This is a genomic window from Parabacteroides sp. KHUB-01 (genome assembly GCF_056640935.1).
Genome location: NZ_CM153256.1, coordinates 907889 through 925920, shown reverse-complemented (window position 1 = coordinate 925920; position 18032 = coordinate 907889). Strand labels below are relative to the sequence as shown.

13 protein-coding genes and 1 pseudogene are annotated in these 18032 nt (G+C 40.9%); 13 read left to right on the top strand and 1 reads right to left on the bottom strand.

What is annotated here, in order from left to right; all coding sequences use genetic code 11:
• Positions 1 to 293 precede the first annotated feature (293 nt).
• The 6 genes from ACYIAR_RS04270 to ACYIAR_RS04245 all read left to right on the top strand — a co-directional run bounded on the left by ACYIAR_RS04270 (position 294) and on the right by ACYIAR_RS04245 (position 9531).
• Positions 294 to 3314 carry a SusC/RagA family TonB-linked outer membrane protein gene (locus tag ACYIAR_RS04270; RefSeq protein WP_480332293.1) on the top strand — a complete coding sequence of 1007 codons (3021 nt, stop codon included), beginning with the start codon at positions 294 to 296 and terminating at the stop codon, positions 3312 to 3314.
• 13 nt (positions 3315 to 3327) lie between these two features.
• On the top strand, positions 3328 to 5043 hold the full coding sequence (locus ACYIAR_RS04265) for a RagB/SusD family nutrient uptake outer membrane protein (protein ID WP_480332292.1): 1716 nt from the start codon (positions 3328 to 3330) through the stop codon (positions 5041 to 5043).
• A gap of 119 nt (positions 5044 to 5162) precedes the next feature.
• Positions 5163 to 6914 (top strand): DUF6057 family protein, encoded by a 1752-nt coding sequence (locus tag ACYIAR_RS04260; protein WP_480332291.1) that lies wholly within the window; start codon positions 5163 to 5165, stop codon positions 6912 to 6914.
• Positions 6911 to 8323, top strand: coding sequence for a TolB family protein (locus ACYIAR_RS04255; protein WP_480332290.1), 1413 nt, complete (start codon positions 6911 to 6913; stop codon positions 8321 to 8323). Before ACYIAR_RS04260 ends, ACYIAR_RS04255 begins: the two co-directional genes overlap by 4 nt.
• A 110-nt stretch (positions 8324 to 8433) precedes the next feature.
• Positions 8434 to 8985, top strand: coding sequence for a DUF4143 domain-containing protein (locus tag ACYIAR_RS04250; protein ID WP_480332289.1), 552 nt, complete (start codon positions 8434 to 8436; stop codon positions 8983 to 8985).
• Between the two features lie 327 nt (positions 8986 to 9312).
• Positions 9313 to 9531 carry a DUF4248 domain-containing protein gene (locus ACYIAR_RS04245; protein ID WP_480332288.1) on the top strand — a complete coding sequence of 73 codons (219 nt, stop codon included), beginning with the start codon at positions 9313 to 9315 and terminating at the stop codon, positions 9529 to 9531.
• Positions 9532 to 9857: 326 nt separating this feature from the next.
• Here the strand turns inward: ACYIAR_RS04245 and ACYIAR_RS04240 are convergent, their stop codons facing one another.
• Positions 9858 to 10160: a hypothetical protein gene (locus tag ACYIAR_RS04240; protein ID WP_480333693.1), complete on the bottom strand. Its 303-nt coding sequence runs from the start codon at positions 10158 to 10160 to the stop codon at positions 9858 to 9860.
• On the opposite strand from ACYIAR_RS04240, the pseudogene ACYIAR_RS04235 reads away from it, so the two are divergent.
• The 7 genes and pseudogenes from ACYIAR_RS04235 to ACYIAR_RS04205 all read left to right on the top strand — a co-directional run.
• A pseudogene (locus tag ACYIAR_RS04235) lies at positions 10065 to 10349 on the top strand (BT4734/BF3469 family protein); the annotation flags it as partial. The gene ACYIAR_RS04240 and the pseudogene ACYIAR_RS04235 sit on opposite strands and share 96 nt — an antisense overlap.
• A 252-nt stretch (positions 10350 to 10601) precedes the next feature.
• A complete protein-coding gene (locus tag ACYIAR_RS04230) occupies positions 10602 to 12239 on the top strand; it encodes a DUF3987 domain-containing protein (RefSeq protein WP_480333550.1) in 1638 nt (545 codons plus the stop codon).
• Positions 12240 to 12721: 482 nt separating this feature from the next.
• Complete coding sequence (locus ACYIAR_RS04225) at positions 12722 to 14692, top strand: Ig-like domain-containing protein (protein WP_480332287.1); 1971 nt, start codon at positions 12722 to 12724, stop codon at positions 14690 to 14692.
• Between the two features lie 145 nt (positions 14693 to 14837).
• Complete coding sequence (locus ACYIAR_RS04220) at positions 14838 to 14978, top strand: hypothetical protein (RefSeq protein ID WP_480332286.1); 141 nt, start codon at positions 14838 to 14840, stop codon at positions 14976 to 14978.
• Positions 14979 to 15021: 43 nt separating this feature from the next.
• A complete protein-coding gene (locus ACYIAR_RS04215) occupies positions 15022 to 15849 on the top strand; it encodes a virulence RhuM family protein (RefSeq protein WP_480332285.1) in 828 nt (275 codons plus the stop codon).
• Between the two features lie 170 nt (positions 15850 to 16019).
• A complete protein-coding gene (locus ACYIAR_RS04210; protein ID WP_480332284.1) occupies positions 16020 to 16889 on the top strand; it encodes a virulence RhuM family protein in 870 nt (289 codons plus the stop codon).
• A gap of 170 nt (positions 16890 to 17059) precedes the next feature.
• Entirely contained in the window at positions 17060 to 17890 is an 831-nt protein-coding gene (locus ACYIAR_RS04205) for a virulence RhuM family protein (protein WP_480332283.1), read from the top strand.
• Positions 17891 to 18032: the final 142 nt, after the last annotated feature.

Below are 18032 nucleotides of genomic sequence, written 5' to 3'. Positions count from 1 at the left end.
TGATATAATTTGTGCCGTTTTGGGCATAAATCAATATTTCAGAAAACACATACATTTAATGGCTTTGCCTTGAATGTGTGTGTTTTTTTATTTTTAAACTTGTTAAGCTTATATATTGTAACTCTTATATTTAACTTGTATTATTGAAAAGTTTATTAAAAAAACGATATAAAAGTTTTGTCCATATATAATAATTTCGCTAATATTGCGGCATCAAAAAAGAGTGCAGCATTTATGCTGTGAAAATACCTTAAATTTTTAAGTTAATCCAAATCTAATTTTTTAGTAAGAGAATGGAAAATTATTGTAAAAAAGAGAGTGGACGTAAAGTATTACTAGCAACAAATGCTGTCTTGCTAACCTCAGGATTGTTGTTAACTACGTCTTTAAGTACTTTTGCCTCAGAATCAAATCGGGGGGGGTATTTTGTTGTAAATGAGTCTGTTACGCAGAAGAACAAAGCCATTCAGGTCGTTGTCTCTGATGAAGCTGGACCGTTGATTGGTGCTAATGTAATTGTAAAGGGGACAACGAATGGAAATGTGACAGATATGAATGGTATGGTCACTTTACAGGATGTTCCAGCGAATGCAATTCTTGAAATTTCTTATATTGGTTACCAGACAAAAGAAGTTCCAGTTGGAAATAAATCAATTTTGAATGTTTCTTTGGCAGAAGATTCACAGTCTTTGGAAGAAGTTGTAGTTGTTGGTTATGGTACAATGGAAAAGAAACAGGTTACAAGTGCCGTAACTTCACTTTCTGCTGGAGATATGATGAAAGGTGTTGGAGGCTCAGATGTTACTGCTTCCTTGCAAGGTCGTATCAGCGGTTTGCTAATTCAGAATAATGGTAGTGCCAATGCTGGTACAACAATTCAGCTTCGTGGTATGACTTCAATCAATGCCGGAAAATCTCCTCTTATTGTAATTGATGGTTTCCCTGGAGGTGATATTCGTTCACTTAATCAGGATGATATTAAGTCTATTGATGTATTGAAGGATGCTTCTGCAGGAGCAATCTATGGTACACGTGCTGCTTCAGGTGTGATTTTGATTACTACAAAAAGTGGATCAAATACTAACGGAAAAGTTAAGCTTACTTATAGTACAGAATTGCGTAAAAAACAGGATTATGGTAAACCTGAAATGTTGTCACCTGATGAATATCGCCAATATAAGGTCGGTAAGGATTATGGAGATAATGTTGACTGGTGGGATGAAATGATCAATCATAACAATTTCTCTCACAAACATCACCTGGCATTGGAAGCTGGTACTGAGAATGCACAGATTTATACTTCTTTCTTTTATGAAGACAACCAGGGTATAGCAATTGAAGATTCACGACAGGATTATGGGGGTCGTGTAAATGCAAACTTTAAGCTATTTGATGGTTGGTTGGAAATCCGTCCAAATATTGATTATCGTCAGGCATGGAGAAATGATAACTATCCTAATTTCCAGCAGGCACTAAGAAATAATCCAACACGTTCTCCATATGATCCTGATAGTGAAAGCGGATATAACGTTTGGACTGGTGAAACTTTGGACTATAACGTTGTAGCTAATTCAAAACTTACAACAAATGAAGCGCTTGACAAATGGTTCAAACCGGAAGTTTCAATGAAATTAAATATCAAACCTATTGAAGGTTTAACATATACTCAAGTATTGGGTTATGAAAACAGGCAATGGGAATATCATGGATTCCGTTCAAGATACCACCTTGATGAAGTTAATAATAAGCGTAATGGCTGGGCAAAACTTGCTTTCAGCAAGACTGAAAACCTTACTTCAGAAGGATATTTTTCATATTTGAAAACATTCTCGGAAGATCATAGTTTGAATGCAACAGCTGGTTATTCTTATTTTGAAACAAATGGAGAGAATTTCTTTGCAGAAAACTATAATTTCGAAGTAGAAGGTGTAAAATTCTGGGATTTGGGTAAGGGTTCTTATTTGAGTGATGGTAAGGCAAGTATGGGCTCTGGTAAGAACATTACTGAACGTTTGCTATCATTCTTTGCACGTGCAAATTACTCATATAAAGATAAATATATGGTGACAGCTTCAATCCGTCACGAAGGTTCTTCAAAGTTTGCTGCCGATAACCGTTGGGCAAACTTCTGGTCTTTGTCTGGTGGTTGGCGTATTTCCAACGAAGAGTTTATGAAAGATATTTCATGGGTAAATGACTTGAAACTTCGTTTTGGTTATGGTGTTACCGGTAACAATAACTTCAGCTCGTCATATATGGCTAATACTTTAGGCTCTGATGTTTATTGGATGTTGCCTGATGGTACATGGGCATATTCATATGGCAAGAGCCAAAATATCAATCCTAATTTAGGATGGGAGGAGAAGAAAGAGTGGAATGTCGGTATTGATTATTCTTTGTTTGACAACAGAGTTTATGGTAAGTTCGACTATTATCGCCGTAAAATCGATAATATGATTTATAGCGTTAAAGTTCCGCAGCCACCTCATACTATTGATACACAATGGCAGAATATTGGTGCTATGGAAAGTAAAGGTTGGGAATTTGAAATCGGTGCTAATATAATTCAGACTAAAGATTTCACATGGACATCAAATCTGAACTTAAGCCACAACACAGGTAAGATTCTTACATTGTGGGGTAACAATACTTATTACAATGGTAATGGTCTTCCTGCTCCTGGTAGCCCTGGTGATATTGCCCGTATGGAAGAAGGTTCTACTATTGGATCTTTCTATATTTGGAAATTTGCAGGATTTGATGAAGACGGAAACTTCTTGCTTTATAATAAGGATGGCGAAGTAATTCCTGCAGATGAAAAGACTGAAGCCGACAAGCAGTATATGGGTAATTATGTGCCTAAAATAATGTTGGGATGGAATAATACTTTCACATACAAGAACTGGGATTTAGGTATCAACATGCGTAGCTGGATCGACTTCGATGTATACAATACTATCAATATGTATTTCGGTATTCAGGGTGTTGACGAATGTAACGTGTTGAAGGATGCTTATGGAAAATTCAATGAAGTTCGTGGAGAAAAACAGTCTTGCGACTATTATTTGGAAGATGGAACATTCTTGAAGATTGATGCTATCACTCTTGGATATTCTTTAAATATGAGTAAATATACCAAGTGGGTAAATAACTTGAGAGTTTATGGAACAGTAGGTAATGTTTGTACATTGACAGGTTATAGTGGTGTTAATCCGGAAGTAGATATTGCTGGATGGGATAGAGGAACTGAAAAGTTCTGGAGTATATATCCTCAGGTACGTACTTACACATTAGGTCTTCAAGTAACATTTTAAATCTTAAACTGAAATGAAAACAAACAAAATAAAAGAATTATTATTAGCAGGTATATCTTTAGTGGCAGTAGCTACTTCTTGCTCTGTTGAGCCTGATTTTTATTCTCAAGTTGTACCTGAAACTTTTTATACATCGCAGGATGCAGTTTGGGAACGCTTCAACCGTCCTTTCACTCACTGGCGTTGGTGGATTGGACAGGATGCTCCAAGATGGGAGCTTCAGGAGTTAGGTACAGATGAGTTTTGTGTTCCTACACGTGGTAGTGACTGGTATAATGGTGCTGTTTATCAGAAATTCCATCACCATCAGTACACTGAAGATATGACTTCTATCGAAAGAGGTTGGACAAACTTTTCAATGGGTATAGCTTTGGCATGGGATGCAAAAGAAGATTTGGAAAGTGTTGATTTTGATAAATTGGGATTCGAAGAGGGAACTCGCGAATCTATGATGAATCAGTTGAATACATTGGTGGCAAGTTTCTATTTAGATGGTCTTGACTTTTTCGGAGGCGTTCCTTTGTACAAAACAACAAAAAGTGATGTTTTGCCTCGTTCAACAGATGTGGAAACTTTCAATTTTATTGATTCTTTGCTTACAGCTTCAATTCCTCTTCTTCCTGTAAAAACAGAGTTAGGAGGTATGGAAACTAACGTAATACATCAGGCTGTAGGTGCTGCTTTAAAAGCTAAATTATATTTTAATGCAGAAGCCTATATCAAAAAGCCTATGTATGCTGAGGCTGCTGAAATCTGTCAGGATATTATTGATGGTAAATACGGACAGTATGCATTGGCTAAGGATTGGACTGATATTTTCGGATTTAGAAACGAGACATGTACTGAAATATTATGGACTTTACCTAGCGAAAATGCTAAACTTGAAACTGACGGAGCTTATTGGGCATTCTCTATGCCTTATAACTTTAAGGATTTCTTGGGTGGATTGAAGGATTCTGGAGCAAACAATGGTTGTTGTTTGTTGCCTGGACGTGACCCTGAAGGAAATCTTTATGATTATAATCTTGGAAATAATTATGAAGGATTCAATGACAAGGATGTACGTAAACAGCAATATGTATATGAAAGTGGTGCTAAATACAGAGGTATGTTCTTGGTTGGTGAGCTTGTAAATCCGGATAATGAGAATTTCGTTTGTACTGGTGCTCGTGAATATATTGGTGAACCATTGGTTATTAGAGATCAGATTGCATATTTCGCAAAGGTCGGAACAGAGTTTGAGAGCGTTAAAGATTTGAAATCAACTATTGCAAATGCAGAAGAAAACTCTGGTGTACGTCTTGTAAAACGCAGTCCTCGTCCTAACCAGGATGAATATAAGGAAATGTTCAACCCTGATATTCCTGTTATCCGATTGGCTGAAATATATTATACTCTTGCAGAATGTAAGATGAGAGCTGGAGACAAGGAAGGTGCGGCTAAATTAATCAACGAAGTGCGTAAACGTTATTTCGAAGGTGGTGTTGACCCAGACCCTGTAACAGCAACAAATCTGGATAAATACAGAATGCTTAAGGAATGGAAACTTGAGTTCATTGGCGAAGCTCGCCGTCGCACAGACTTGGTTCGCTGGAATGCATATGTAACTGAAGACTGGTGGGATCACAAGGCTACAAACGATGCTAACTTGAATCGTTTTCCAATTCACTATAGTGTAATTGGTGCAAACAACCTTTTGGAACAGAACCCAGGTTATGGTGGAAAATAATTGAATTTTTAGTTTCGCAAGCTCTTCTTGTAAGGGCTTGCGAAATATTTATAATTTAAGTTTCGCAAGTCTCTTGTTAACTGGAAATTGAGCTTGCGAAACTTCATTATTTTAAGTAAATGAACTGGAAACAAAAATCTGTCTGGCTTATTGCCTCGTTGCTGGTGTTTTATTATTTCCTGGTTTTTGGAGTGTTTGTTTTCCGTTATCAGGAGGAAAGCCAGCTGTTTATTCCTGCATTGTGGAATATCAGTGAACAATATCTGGTGCCCGGAGGCTTCATTGCCTTTGTTGGTCAGTTTCTGATACAATGTTATCATTTACCGATGTTTTCAGTATTAGTCAATACGGCTCTGCTAATATCTGTCAGCGCTGTAATAAACCGTCTGCTGCAGGAATACAATAACTATTGCTACAATTTCCCTCTGTCGCTTATCCCCGTATGTTGGCTGATGAACGTAGGTATAAGAAATAATTATCTGATTGATGGGAATGTAGCCTTGTTGTTTATGCTGCTATCAGTTATCCCTTTGCTGTATATGAAAGACAGAATAATGATAACACTGTATTCTTTGTTTTCTACAGTATTGTTATTTGTTCTGGGTGGAAACATAGCCATATATTATTCTATATTCCTGTCAGTTTATTCTATTACGCTTCACGCAAAAAGTAATCTTCGCTTTTATCCGTTGGCAAGTCTTTTCCCTGCTTTGATAGTTTTATTGTTTCCCGTAGAATTAGGATTATATGTGCCTTTCACCGAAGCATTCAAACCGGAAGAATATCTTGAGATACAGCTCTTGCCCGATTATTATATCAATTACGCATGGATGATTTTCTGCGTTATTTTGCTAGTGGTTGTTTTTATTTCCTTCGCATTAAGTTTTCTCAATTCCAAAACCAAAAAAGATATAGCTTCAGTCCTTTGTTTCGGAGCATTGTTTTTCACACTTTCATGCAATATGCCGGACAATACGGACAAGCAGAACAGAATGCTCAATGAGCTGTCGTTCCTCTCTGACGAAGAACAGTGGGATGCCATAATAAACAAATATAAGAATAGGAACATAAATGATTATATAAGCCTCAATTATTTGAATATGGCTTTGGCTGAGAAAGGTATGTTGGCAGAGAATATGTTTGCCTTTGACCAGAAAGGTCCCAAAAGCCTGGTTGCTCCATGGAACAGGACTTTGTATATGGACAATCTTCTTTGCGACATACATTTTATGACCGGCGATTTGGCAATGTCCGAAAGCTATGCCCTCGATGCTATGACTCAGTCCAAAAGAGGAGGTAACACAAGAGCCTTGCGCCGCCTGGTGCAAATAAATCTGCTTCGTGGAGAGTATGCCCTCGCTGGTAAATATATTGCTTTATTGGAACAAATGCCGTTTTATAAAGAATGGGCAGACGAATATTCCGGATATTTGTCTGAACCGGAGCGAATAGCTGATAATCCTGAATTGAAAGGAAAAATCATACCGCCCGATTCATTGGATAATCTGATGTCGTTGATGACTACAGAGAAACTTTGGAATGTCCACACCGCTGAAAACAGAATAGGGTGGGAATATCTCGGATGTTATTATCTGTTGGATAAGAACCTGAGTAAATTCAACAGTTATATTGAAGAATCCGGAGTAGAACATTTGCCTCGTCATTTCCAGGAAGCTCTTTTGATTGAAGGCAGTGATTCTGTTTCCAACAATCTGGTATCTGATAAAACAAGGCAAAGATTCGAGTCTTTCCGCAAGGTCATGGCTCATTTTTCGAAAAATAACGGAGACGTGTCAGCAATTTATAATGAATTTGGAGACACATACTGGTTTTATTATTATTTCAAAATATTCAAGAACAAAGGGAAATGATGAAAATATATTATATACTTTTCGCAGCATTCTGCCTGCTTTTCGCCTCATGCAAGCCTAATGTTCCTTCTGATGCTCAGGAAACTGATGTGGAAATGTTTCCGGACTATCAGGATGTGACTGTTCCTGTAAATATCTCACCGTTGAATTTCCGTCTAAAATCAGAGCTGGAAGAAGGAGTAGCTGTTTTTAAGTCCGTATCTTTAGAGGAGACGGTGACAGCAGATGGTGGATGCTTCTCTATGTCTTTGTCTCGTTGGCACAAGCTTGCGGCATCTGCTGCAGGAAGTAGCATTTCTGCTGTTGTATATTTCAAAGCTCCCAATCAATCATGGAAGAAAAAGACATTTGAAATACATGTTTCTCCGGATTCCATAGATTCATATCTCACATACCGACGCATATTCCCCGGATACCGTATGTGGAACGAAATGGGAATCTATCAGAGATGTCTTGAAAATTTTGAGGAAAAAACATTGCTTACAAACAAACTCACCAATAACAATTGTGTGAATTGCCATTCCTTCTGTGCAAACGACGGAAAGAAAGTGCTTTTCCATCAGAGAATGTATTATGCAGGGACCTATGTCAGCAACGGTGAAAAACTGGAGAAAATAAGCTATAATAAAAATGGCGAAGAGATAACTTTGGTCTATCCTTACTGGCACCCTTCAGGAGAATGGATAGCCTTTTCGACCAATGAGACTCACCAGGACTTTCATTTCTCGGATGCAAACCGTATTGAGGTGTATGATGTGAAGTCGGATGTCGTGCTATATAATATGAAAACTAAAAAAGTTATTTCCCCGGATATTATATCAGCTGCGGATAAGTTTGAAACATTCCCCGCATTCAGTCCGGATGGCAGAAAACTGATTTTCTGCAGTGCCGATTCAGTCGCTATGCCGGAAAGATACAAAGACGTAAAATATAATCTTCTGGAAATAGATTTCAATCCTGAAACAGGGGCTCTTGGAAATAAAATCGACACATTATACAATGCTGCCGCAAACGGTTGCAGCGTTAAGTTCCCAAGAGTTTCTCCAAACGGAAAATACCTTCTTTTCACCACTTCCGCCTATGGTAATTTCTCCATTTGGCATAAGGATGCGGACTTGAAGATGATGGATATGGAATCAAAAGAATTTCTTGATATAAAAATGGCTAATAGCAATGATGTTGAGAGCTATCATTCCTGGAGCAGTAACTCCCGGTGGATTGTATTCTCTTCCCGCCGCCTCGATGGACAGTTCACCCGCCCATTTATTGCCCATGTTGATGAGAATGGAATGATTTCCAAACCATTCTTATTGCCTCAGGAGTCAGCATATTATTATGACCGTTCAATGTTCTCTTTTAATATTCCGGAATTGTCCTTTTCTGAGTCCGAACCTTTCAAAGGATTTTGAGAGGAGAAGTTGAGAAGGTATCGTGAAAGCCTTATGTGCAAAAGCATGGATTATATTCGGGGGAAATGTGATTTTTACAGCCAAATACAAAGGGAAAATGTGAAAAATAAATGGTAATTCATCTGGAAAATGTGAAATTGTTTATATTTTGTGGTATTGGTTATGTGAAAATCAATATTTGTTATTGTTTGAATCAACTGGAACTTCCCATTAAGGGCAATTATGATCCTAAACTATATAAGATTTATTACAAAGATACAGGACTTTTGATTGCGTCACTCGATGAAGAAGCGCAAGAAGATTTGAGAGTCAATAAAAATCTGGGTACATATAAAGGAGCTATATATGAGAATATAGTTGGGGATATGTTGGTAAAGCAAGGATATAATCTCTACTATTATAGTAGCGACAAGCCCTCTCTTGAAATGGATTTCTTTGTGCGCGATGCTGATTCCCTTATTCCTGTGGAAGTAAAAGCTAATGATGGCGCCACAGCATCATTGAACAAGCTGCTAAGTGATGATAAATATCCTGATGTTAAATATGGCATCAAGTTAGGATATAAGAATATAGGTTTCAACGGTAAGTTCTATACTTTCCCTTATTTCTTGACTTTTTTATTGAAGAGGTTTGTGTCGGAGAGGAAGGCTCTGAATGGGTGAACTTCCATCAGTTATGCCCATTCAGGGCTTCCTTCGTCCCAACCATTTACAACCTCAGACCACCACGAACATCTTTTGCTCTTTCCATTGGATTTGTAATCCAATGTTGATTAAATTCGGGATTTGCAATCCCGTTCCAATTAATGTGGATTACAAATCCACCAAAACCAACCAACGGATTGCAAATCCGTTGGAACAGAAAATAGCAATTACTACCCCATACACTTCATGTCTAAATATTGAAATAAAAACCTGATTTTATTTACTTAAAATTTTGATATTTAATAAATTATCCTTATTTTTAAGAAAACAAAAAACAATAATATCATGGAAAATAAATTAATCAAAAGTTATGGAGTGAGCGAATTCGCCATGCTCTATTTCCCACATCAACCCCCTACTGCGGCATACAAAACAATGCGGAGATGGATAAACCTTGCACCCGGACTGAAAGAACGCCTTGCCGAAGCCGGATACAGGCAGTTCAACAAGTATTATACGCCGAAACAGGTTAAGATTCTTATAGACCATTTTGGGGAGCCGTGAGAGGAGGGGATAATTTGACAAGGGGTTTAAAGAAGAGGAGGACGTAATTAAGGCTGAAAGCCTTTTTTATAGCCCAGGGCGTGAGCCCTGGGTCACAGACACATAATAAACAAAAGCCCTGAAGGGGCGACACAATGTTCTGTTCCAACGGATTTGCAATCCGTTGGTTATTTGGGGTGTATTTGTAATCCAATGGAACGGAGAGTGTCGCTTTTACCCAGGGCTCACGCCCTGGGCTATACAAATCAGGCATTTGCCTGATTTGACAAGGCTTTCAGCCTTGATAGATAGTTCAGAATTCGTCGAACTCACTTTAATATAAATTATCAGTAATGAAAAATCAAGTCAAACCAGTGGAAAACAGATTCATTTATGTTAAAAACATTTATGAAAAAACCGGTTGCCGGAGCATGACGTCCGGCGAAGTGTACAACCTTATAACCGGAGGAAGTCTCCGGCAGCAGACGGAGTATATCCGGCAGCTGCAAGCCGGGGAGAACAAAAAGGAAGAAGTAGATGCCGCAAAGCGGCGGTTGGGTGGAATATTGCCCCATGCCGTATTCAGCGGCGGTCGTGTAGGTCAGAATGCCGAATCGCACACGGGCTGCCTGATGTTCGACATCGACCATTGCAAAACACCCGCCCGTGAGGTGGTTCGCCGCGCGTCGCAACTTCCTTACGTATTGCTTGCCACGGTCAGCGTCCGTGGCGAGGGTGTTCATGTAATTGTCAGGGCAGACGTATGCCTTGCCAATCACACGGAAGTGTATAAGCATGTGGCAAAGATAATCACCGCCGCCCTAGGCGAGGAAATCGACCCCGCATGCAAGGACCTCTCGCGCGTGATGTTTCTCAGTCACGACGCGGAGGCTTATTACAATCCCAACGCCAGCATCCTACACTTACCCCACACTTTAACCAAAGATCAGAAAAACAACAGTTCAGACAACCGCACCTTGACAACCGACATCTCCCGCTATCTCGACGCCGCCTCAATCACCATGACTAGCGGCAGCCGCCACACGCAGCTGACATCCCTTGTCGGCTGCCTGGTGAATGCCGGCTTCGATATGGACGATGCGATTAGCGAGTGCGTCCGCCGCTATGCCGAACCGGATTTCGGGGAGAAAGAAATCGAAAATGCAATCCGCGGAATATACAATAAGGGTAGGGCGGATTTCGGGAAAAACAGGAAGGATTTGGCAAGAAAGGAATATAACAAAACCGCCGAAACCGCCAAAACCGCCAATACGTCCCGCAATGGAAACAACACCGGGGATGATGAAGCGAAAGAGGTTGATATTGAGGAAAGTGAGCTATTTTTGGAGACTTTCCCGAAGTCCGTCTATGAGGAGCTTCCGGGGAGTGTTAAAAAACTCCTTCCGCAGCGTGCCTCTCCGGCATTGGATGACATATCCCTGCTTACGGTTTTTACACTATTAGGCTCCGTTATGCCTGATGTTTACGGCGTGATGCGCGATTCGGTTTATTATCCTACCCTCTATGTTTCCATCATCGGCGAGTCAGCCAGCGGCAAGGGTTCGATAGCGTCGCTCCATAAGATAGTGGAGAAATACCAGGCAAAGATTTATGACGGATCGAAGAGGGAGGTGGATGATTATAATTCCCGCCTTGAGGATTATGAATGCCTTCGCCAGCAACACCGCAAGCAGCTTATCCAGAATACATCCGGTACGGCAAAGTTCACAATGCAGCCCCCTCGTGAGGTTTTCCAGAAAGAATTGAATCTTTCCGGCTATGTCACTTCGGCAAAGATGGAGGAGATGCTTTCGGTGAATGCTCCTTTCACCACGCTGTTTTTCGAAACCGAGCTGGAAACGGTGATAAAGCTGAACTCTTCGGAATATGGAATGTATAACGACACAATCAACAAGACATTCCATCACGAAACACTCAGCAACCACACCATCACCCGCGGGAACCAGATAGTGAAAGAGCCGAAAATGAGTTTCGTTGTTACCGGCACCCCGGGAATGCTCCGCAAATTTGTTCCTGATGTTGAAAACGGCACATACCCACGTCTGTTGGTGTATCGCCTGAGGCAGGCGGACCATTATATCCCATTGACCGACGATGACGACCGTCACGACATTGTGGAATCGATGGACAGCCGTGCCGACCTTGTTCTCAGCATTGCCGAATTCCTTGCCAAATCACGCACCCGGGTGCGTTTCACGCCACGCCAGCGTGCGATACTCAATGCTTTTGGCAGCAAGGAATATACCAAAAATATCGCATTCGACCACTCCGGACGCAACAGCACGATGCTCCGCGCCCAGGTGTCGCTCTTCCGAATGTGTATGATTCTGACCGCCATACGCAAGTATGAGGCAGGATGGGAGATGAACGAGCTTTGTGTGGACGACCGTGATTTTGAAACGGCACTGAGCATCACAAAAGTATGCCTGCGCCATTCATATTTCGTTGCCACATCACTGCCCCGTACCGACGAGTCGCTGCGCTACACATTGCCTGATGATTTGCTTGGGGTTTTTGTAAAACTTCCTGTATCTTTCACATGCAAGGAAGCCCTGGACAAGGCAGCCGCCGAAGGTATCTCCGCCTCACGTATCGAAAAAATGCTCCGGCGTTGTCAGAAACATCGCCTAATCGACAGAGTGTCACATGGTTGTTATCAGAAAACAGATATGGGCAAAGAGCTGGTCGTACCTAAATCGGCGGTATAGGCGGTTTTGGCGGTTTCGGCGGTTTTGCCGCTTCGGAATATGCCTTTTTTAGCTGAAAAACGTCGGTACTTATTGTAAAAAACGTCGCAATGTTTCCGGCGGAACATGGTAGTGTTTTTTTCGGAACATCGCAGTGTTTTTCTTGAAAAACTATTATGGAAATATCTGATTTTACTCCCTTGGGTGGTAAGAAAAAACGGTCGTTTTTTTTACCACCCTAAAGAGGGGGAAATCGACAAAAAATGTTTTTTTGAAAAAATTTCAGAATTAGCACTTTAACTATTAAAAAGTTTTTTAGATTTGTGGTAAATGAAGAGGATAACCTTGGTAAAAACAAACGACCGTTTTTTCTTACCATCTGATAACTTAATTGTAAGAAGACCTTGTGCTTACGAGATTCGTGTGAATGATATTTTTGAAAATCTTTCCCTTTTTAATGTATGAAATTTTTTCTTGGACAAATAATAAAAATTGAATAGTATATGAAGAAAATCTTTACTTTATTAATCCTGATGATGATGCTGCCTGTTACGGTGCTGGCGGCGGAGACGAATACCGTTTATGTGGGAGGCGTGGCGCTTACCGGAAGTTCTGACGGTATCGTTTACGCCACAACAAACGGAAACGGCGAAGTGATAACGGAAGGTGCAACTACCGACAACTACAACATCAAGTGGGACGGCAGTACGCTGACTCTGTGCAAAGCAACCATCAAAAAAGAATTGTATGCTAGCGACCTCCCCCTTAGTAATATTGCCGGAGCGGCCATTGGCGTGATCAATCAAAGCGGGGATGCAGGGTTGACCGTCCAGCTAGAGGGCAACAATAAGATCGAAGGAGTCAGCACAGGGATTCGTGTTCGTTTCTCAGGGGGCAATACCGCCTTGAACATCACGGGCAACGGCACCTTGGTTGTCAACTCAAATTATCCAACAATCCAGGTTATCAGCATAGGCGGTAATGCTGCCCTGAGCATCGAGAACGCAAAGGTCACAGCCACAAGTTCCTATAGCAATGTCGTTACCGTAGAGAGCAATAGTAGTGAAAACTCAACACTCACCGTGAATGGTGGCGGTCTGATCGCTACAGCACAGTCAAACAATGTTTCGGGAATTCGCCTCCGTGGCACCGGCGAAACCGGCGGCAGCTCGCCCACAGTCACCGTCAGCAACAACGCCATCGTGCGGGCCAACGGCAGTGCCGGTGGAATTACAAGTGATTCTTCTACTGGGGTTCAGTACGGAACAGGTAGCGATAGTACCGGCGGCATCGTCTTTGACGGCACGAAAGGCACCGTGTACGGCGATGTGACCTTACAGGAGAACATCACCATTTGTGAGGGCGAGAGCCTGACTATCGGAAAGGACGCCAGCCTGACCGTGCCGGAGGAAACAACTTTGATCAACAACGGCACCGTGACCACCGAAGAAGGCGGCACCCTGACGGGAAACATTACTAATGCGCCGCCCAAGATCACCACAGAAAGCCTGAACGAAGGCACGGTGAACGCAGCATACAACCAGACCCTTGCGGCGGACAATAATCCTACAAGTTGGAGCGTCACCAACGGTGCCCTGCCCAAAGGGTTAACGCTGGAAAATGGCACGATCTCCGGTACCCCGACTGCGGCGGGCACTTCGATCCTTACCGTAAAGGCTGAAAACACCGCCGGTAGCGACAGCAAGGAATATAAACTGACCATCAAGTCCGTTTCTGTCACCGACGTGAAGTTGGACAAGACCGAACTGTCACTTTATACCGGCGAAAGTGCAACCCTGAACGCTACGGTAGAGCCCGATAATGCCACCAACAAAAATGTGACTTGGGAAAGCAGCAATCCCAATGTCGCTACGGTAGATAACGGCAAAGTCACCGCCATGAGTGTGGGCGATGCCATTATTACTGCCACGGCAGGAGATATGAAAGCTACCTGCAAAGTGAAAGTCAGGAATCCCCCTGTGATAATCACCTATCACGACCTTCATATCACGGAAAGCACTGGTGCTAAACTTGTGTCCCGCTACGACAAGAAGCGCACACCGGACGGCGGCTCATTCACCTTGTCTTTGGAAAAAGAAGAAGGTTATGAAGATTGCGAACCTACAGTATATTACAGACGTGGACGCTTCGGAGAATGGAAAGAATTGAAATTGGATGAAGTAAGCGGTTATTATCAGATTCGCAGCGTATATACAGATATCTATGTTAAGGTATCTGGCGACGGTATCTGGCCTGTAAGCAATGAAAAAGTAGAGGCTCAGGAAGTGAAAGTATATACTCAGAATGGTGCGATAATAGTCTCAACTCCATCATTGATGGATGTTCAGATTATCTCTATGACCGGCTCTGTGGTTGCTGCAGATAAGGTTGCCGGACAGCGTGAATTCCGTAATCTTGCAGAAGGAATCTACGTGGTGAGGGTAGGCGAGGATATTGTAAAAGTAAGATTGTAATACGTCAGTTGACGAGGTGAAACAGGGAGACACTGAGTCACAGAGAAGTAAAAACTCTGTGTCTCAGTGTCTCTGTGTTTAAATAATTTGTTGTTATCAAATTAATTCCTTAAACTTGCAAAGTAACCATTAAAAGAGCCTTTCTATGAAACAAAGTATATTTATCAGTCCGTTTGTTGACCTAGTGTTTTTACAACCAGCCTTATTTATGAGCGTGGACTTTACTATAATAGCCGTGCCGGAGCCGGTCAGGACAATATTGGCTACGGATGGAATTTCGAGATAACTACTCTACGTGTATGGAATATTCAGAACAAATCTTCAACAAAATGGAACAAGGAGAAATAGTATTGTATCAGCCGGATGAGACCGTCAAGCTGGAGGTTAGGATGGAAGATGAAACAGTATGGCTTACGCAGGCACAAATGGTTGAATTGTTCTGTTCTACAAAACAGAATATAAGTTTGCATATTAATAACATATTCAAAGAGAAAGAGTTAGTTAAAGATTCAGTTGTCAAGAATTCCTTGACAACTGCTTCAGATGGCAAAAAATACCGTACTAACTTTTACAATCTAGATGTTATTATCTCAGTGGGATATAGAGTTAAGAGTTTCAGGGGTACACAATTTAGAATATGGGCGAACAGCGTACTGAAGGAATATCTATTAAAAGGATATTCCATAAACCAACGTCTTTCAGAGTTGGAGAAAACAGTAGCCTTACATTCAGAAAAGATAGACTTCTTTGTCCGTACCTCACTGCCTCCGGTTGAAGGAATCTTCTTTGACGGACAAATATTCGATGCCTACAAGTTTGCGACAGATCTTATCAGGTCTGCCAGAAACTCCCTTCTTCTGATAGACAACTATGTTGATGAATCTGTGTTGCTTATGTTGAGCAAGCGAAATCCTGGAGTGTATGCCACTATATATACGCAGAAGATTACACCACAGCTGCAGCTTGACCTTGAGAAGCATAATGACCAGTATCCGCCAATCAATGTCAGAACCTATAGGAACAGCCATGACCGTTTCCTTATAGTTGACGATAAGGAAGTGTATCATATCGGAGCTTCGCTGAAAGATTTGGGTAAGAAAATGTTTGCTTTCTCTAAGCTACAGATGGATCCCGGTCTTATAACTGACAAACTGTAGGAGTTATCAGTAGATAATAAAAAACTCTGTGACTCTATGCCCTTTGTATTTAAGAGTGTGGACTTTACGATATTTGCCGTGCTATAGCCAGTCTAGATAAGATTGGCTACGGTTGTAATTTCGAGATAACTACCCCAGTGTATGGATATTCAGAATAAATTTTCAACAAAATGGAACAAGGAGAAATAATACTATACCAGCCGGATGAAACAACTAGGTTGGAGGTGCGAATGGAAAATGAAACCGTTTGGCTAAATCGTCAACAATTATCCGAGTTGTTTGACCGTGATATAAAAACAATCGGTAAACATATTATTAATAATGCCTTAAAAGAAGAATTGAAAGATATGGCAAGTGTCGCAAAATTTGCGACAGTTCAAAAAGAGGGTGATAGATATGTTACTCGACAAGTTGAATATTATAATCTTGATTTAATTTTGTCTGTAGGATATAGGGTAAAAAGTTACAGAGGAGTTCTGTTTCGGAGGTGGTCAAATACTGTATTGAAAGATTATCTTTTAAAAGGTTATTCCGTCAATCAGCGATTACATGACATCGAGCAGAGAATAGATAACAGGTTTTCCCAAATAGAGAAAACTCTTGCCGGACATTCTGAAAAGATAGACTTCTTTGTCCGTACCTCACTGCCTCCGGTTGAAGGTATCTTCTTTGATGGACAAATATTCGATGCCTACAAGTTTGCAATGGATCTTATTAGGTCTGCCAGAAAATCCCTTCTTCTGATAGACAACTATGTTGATGAATCTGTGTTACTTATGCTGAGCAAGCGAAATCCCGGTGTATCTGCCACTATATATATGCAGAAGATTACACCACAGCTGCAGCTTGACCTTGAGAAGCATAATGACCAGTATCCGCCAATCAATATCAGAACCTACAGGAACAGCCATGACCGTTTCCTTATAGTTGATGATAAGGAAGTGTATCATATCGGAGCTTCGCTGAAAGATTTGGGTAAGAAAATGTTTGCTTTCTCTAAGCTGCAGATAGATCCCGGTCTTATAATTGACAAACTGTAGGAGTTATCAGTAGATAATAAAAAACTCAGTGACTCCATGCCCTTTGTATTTAAGAGTGTGGACTTTACGATATTTGCCGTGCTATAGCCAGTCTAGATAAGATTGGCTACGGATGTAATTTCGAGATAACTACCCCAGTGTATGGATATTCAGAATAAATTCTCAACAAAATGGAACAAGGAGAAATAATATTATACCAACCTGATGAAGCGATCAGACTTGAAGTGCGCATGGAGAATGAAACAGTTTGGTTAACACAAGAACAGATAGCTAGCCTATTCGGAACAAAACGACCTGCCATTACCAAGCATCTTAATAACATCTACAACAGTGGTGAACTTGATGTAGATAGCACATGTTCCATTTTGGAACATATGGGTAATGATGGAAAACAAAAATACACTACAAAGTATTACAATCTTGATGCTATTCTGTCTGTAGGATATCGCGTAAACAGTAGAAACGCAACGCTTTTCAGGAGGTGGGCGACTAGTGTGTTGAAAGAATATCTATTAAAAGGATATTCCATAAACCAACGTCTTTCAGAGTTGGAGAAAACAGTAGCCTTACATTCAGAAAAGATAGACTTCTTTGTCCGTACCTCACTGCCTCCGGTTGAAGGAATCTTCTTTGACGGACAAATATTCGATGCCTACAAGTTTGCGACAGATCTTATCAGGTCTGCCAGAAAATCCCTTCTTCTGATAGATAACTATGTTGATGAATCTGTGTTACTTATGCTGAGCAAGCGAAATCCCGGTGTATTTGCCACTATATATACGCAGAAGATTACATCGCAGCTACAGCTTGACCTTGAGAAGCATAATGACCAGTATCCGCCAATCAATATCAGAACCTACAGGAACAGCCATGACCGTTTCCTTATAGTTGACGATAAGGAAGTGTATCATATTGGAGCTTCGCTGAAAGATTTGGGTAAGAAAATGTTCGCTTTCTCTAAGCTGCAGATAGATCCCGGTCTTATAATTGACAAACTGTAGGAGTTATCAGTAGATAATAAAAAACTCTGTGACTCTATGCCCTTTGTATTTAAATGACTTGTTATTATCAAATTATTTTCCTAAACTTGCTAAGTAACCATTAAAAAAATCTTTCTATGAAACAAGGTGTATTTAACAGTCC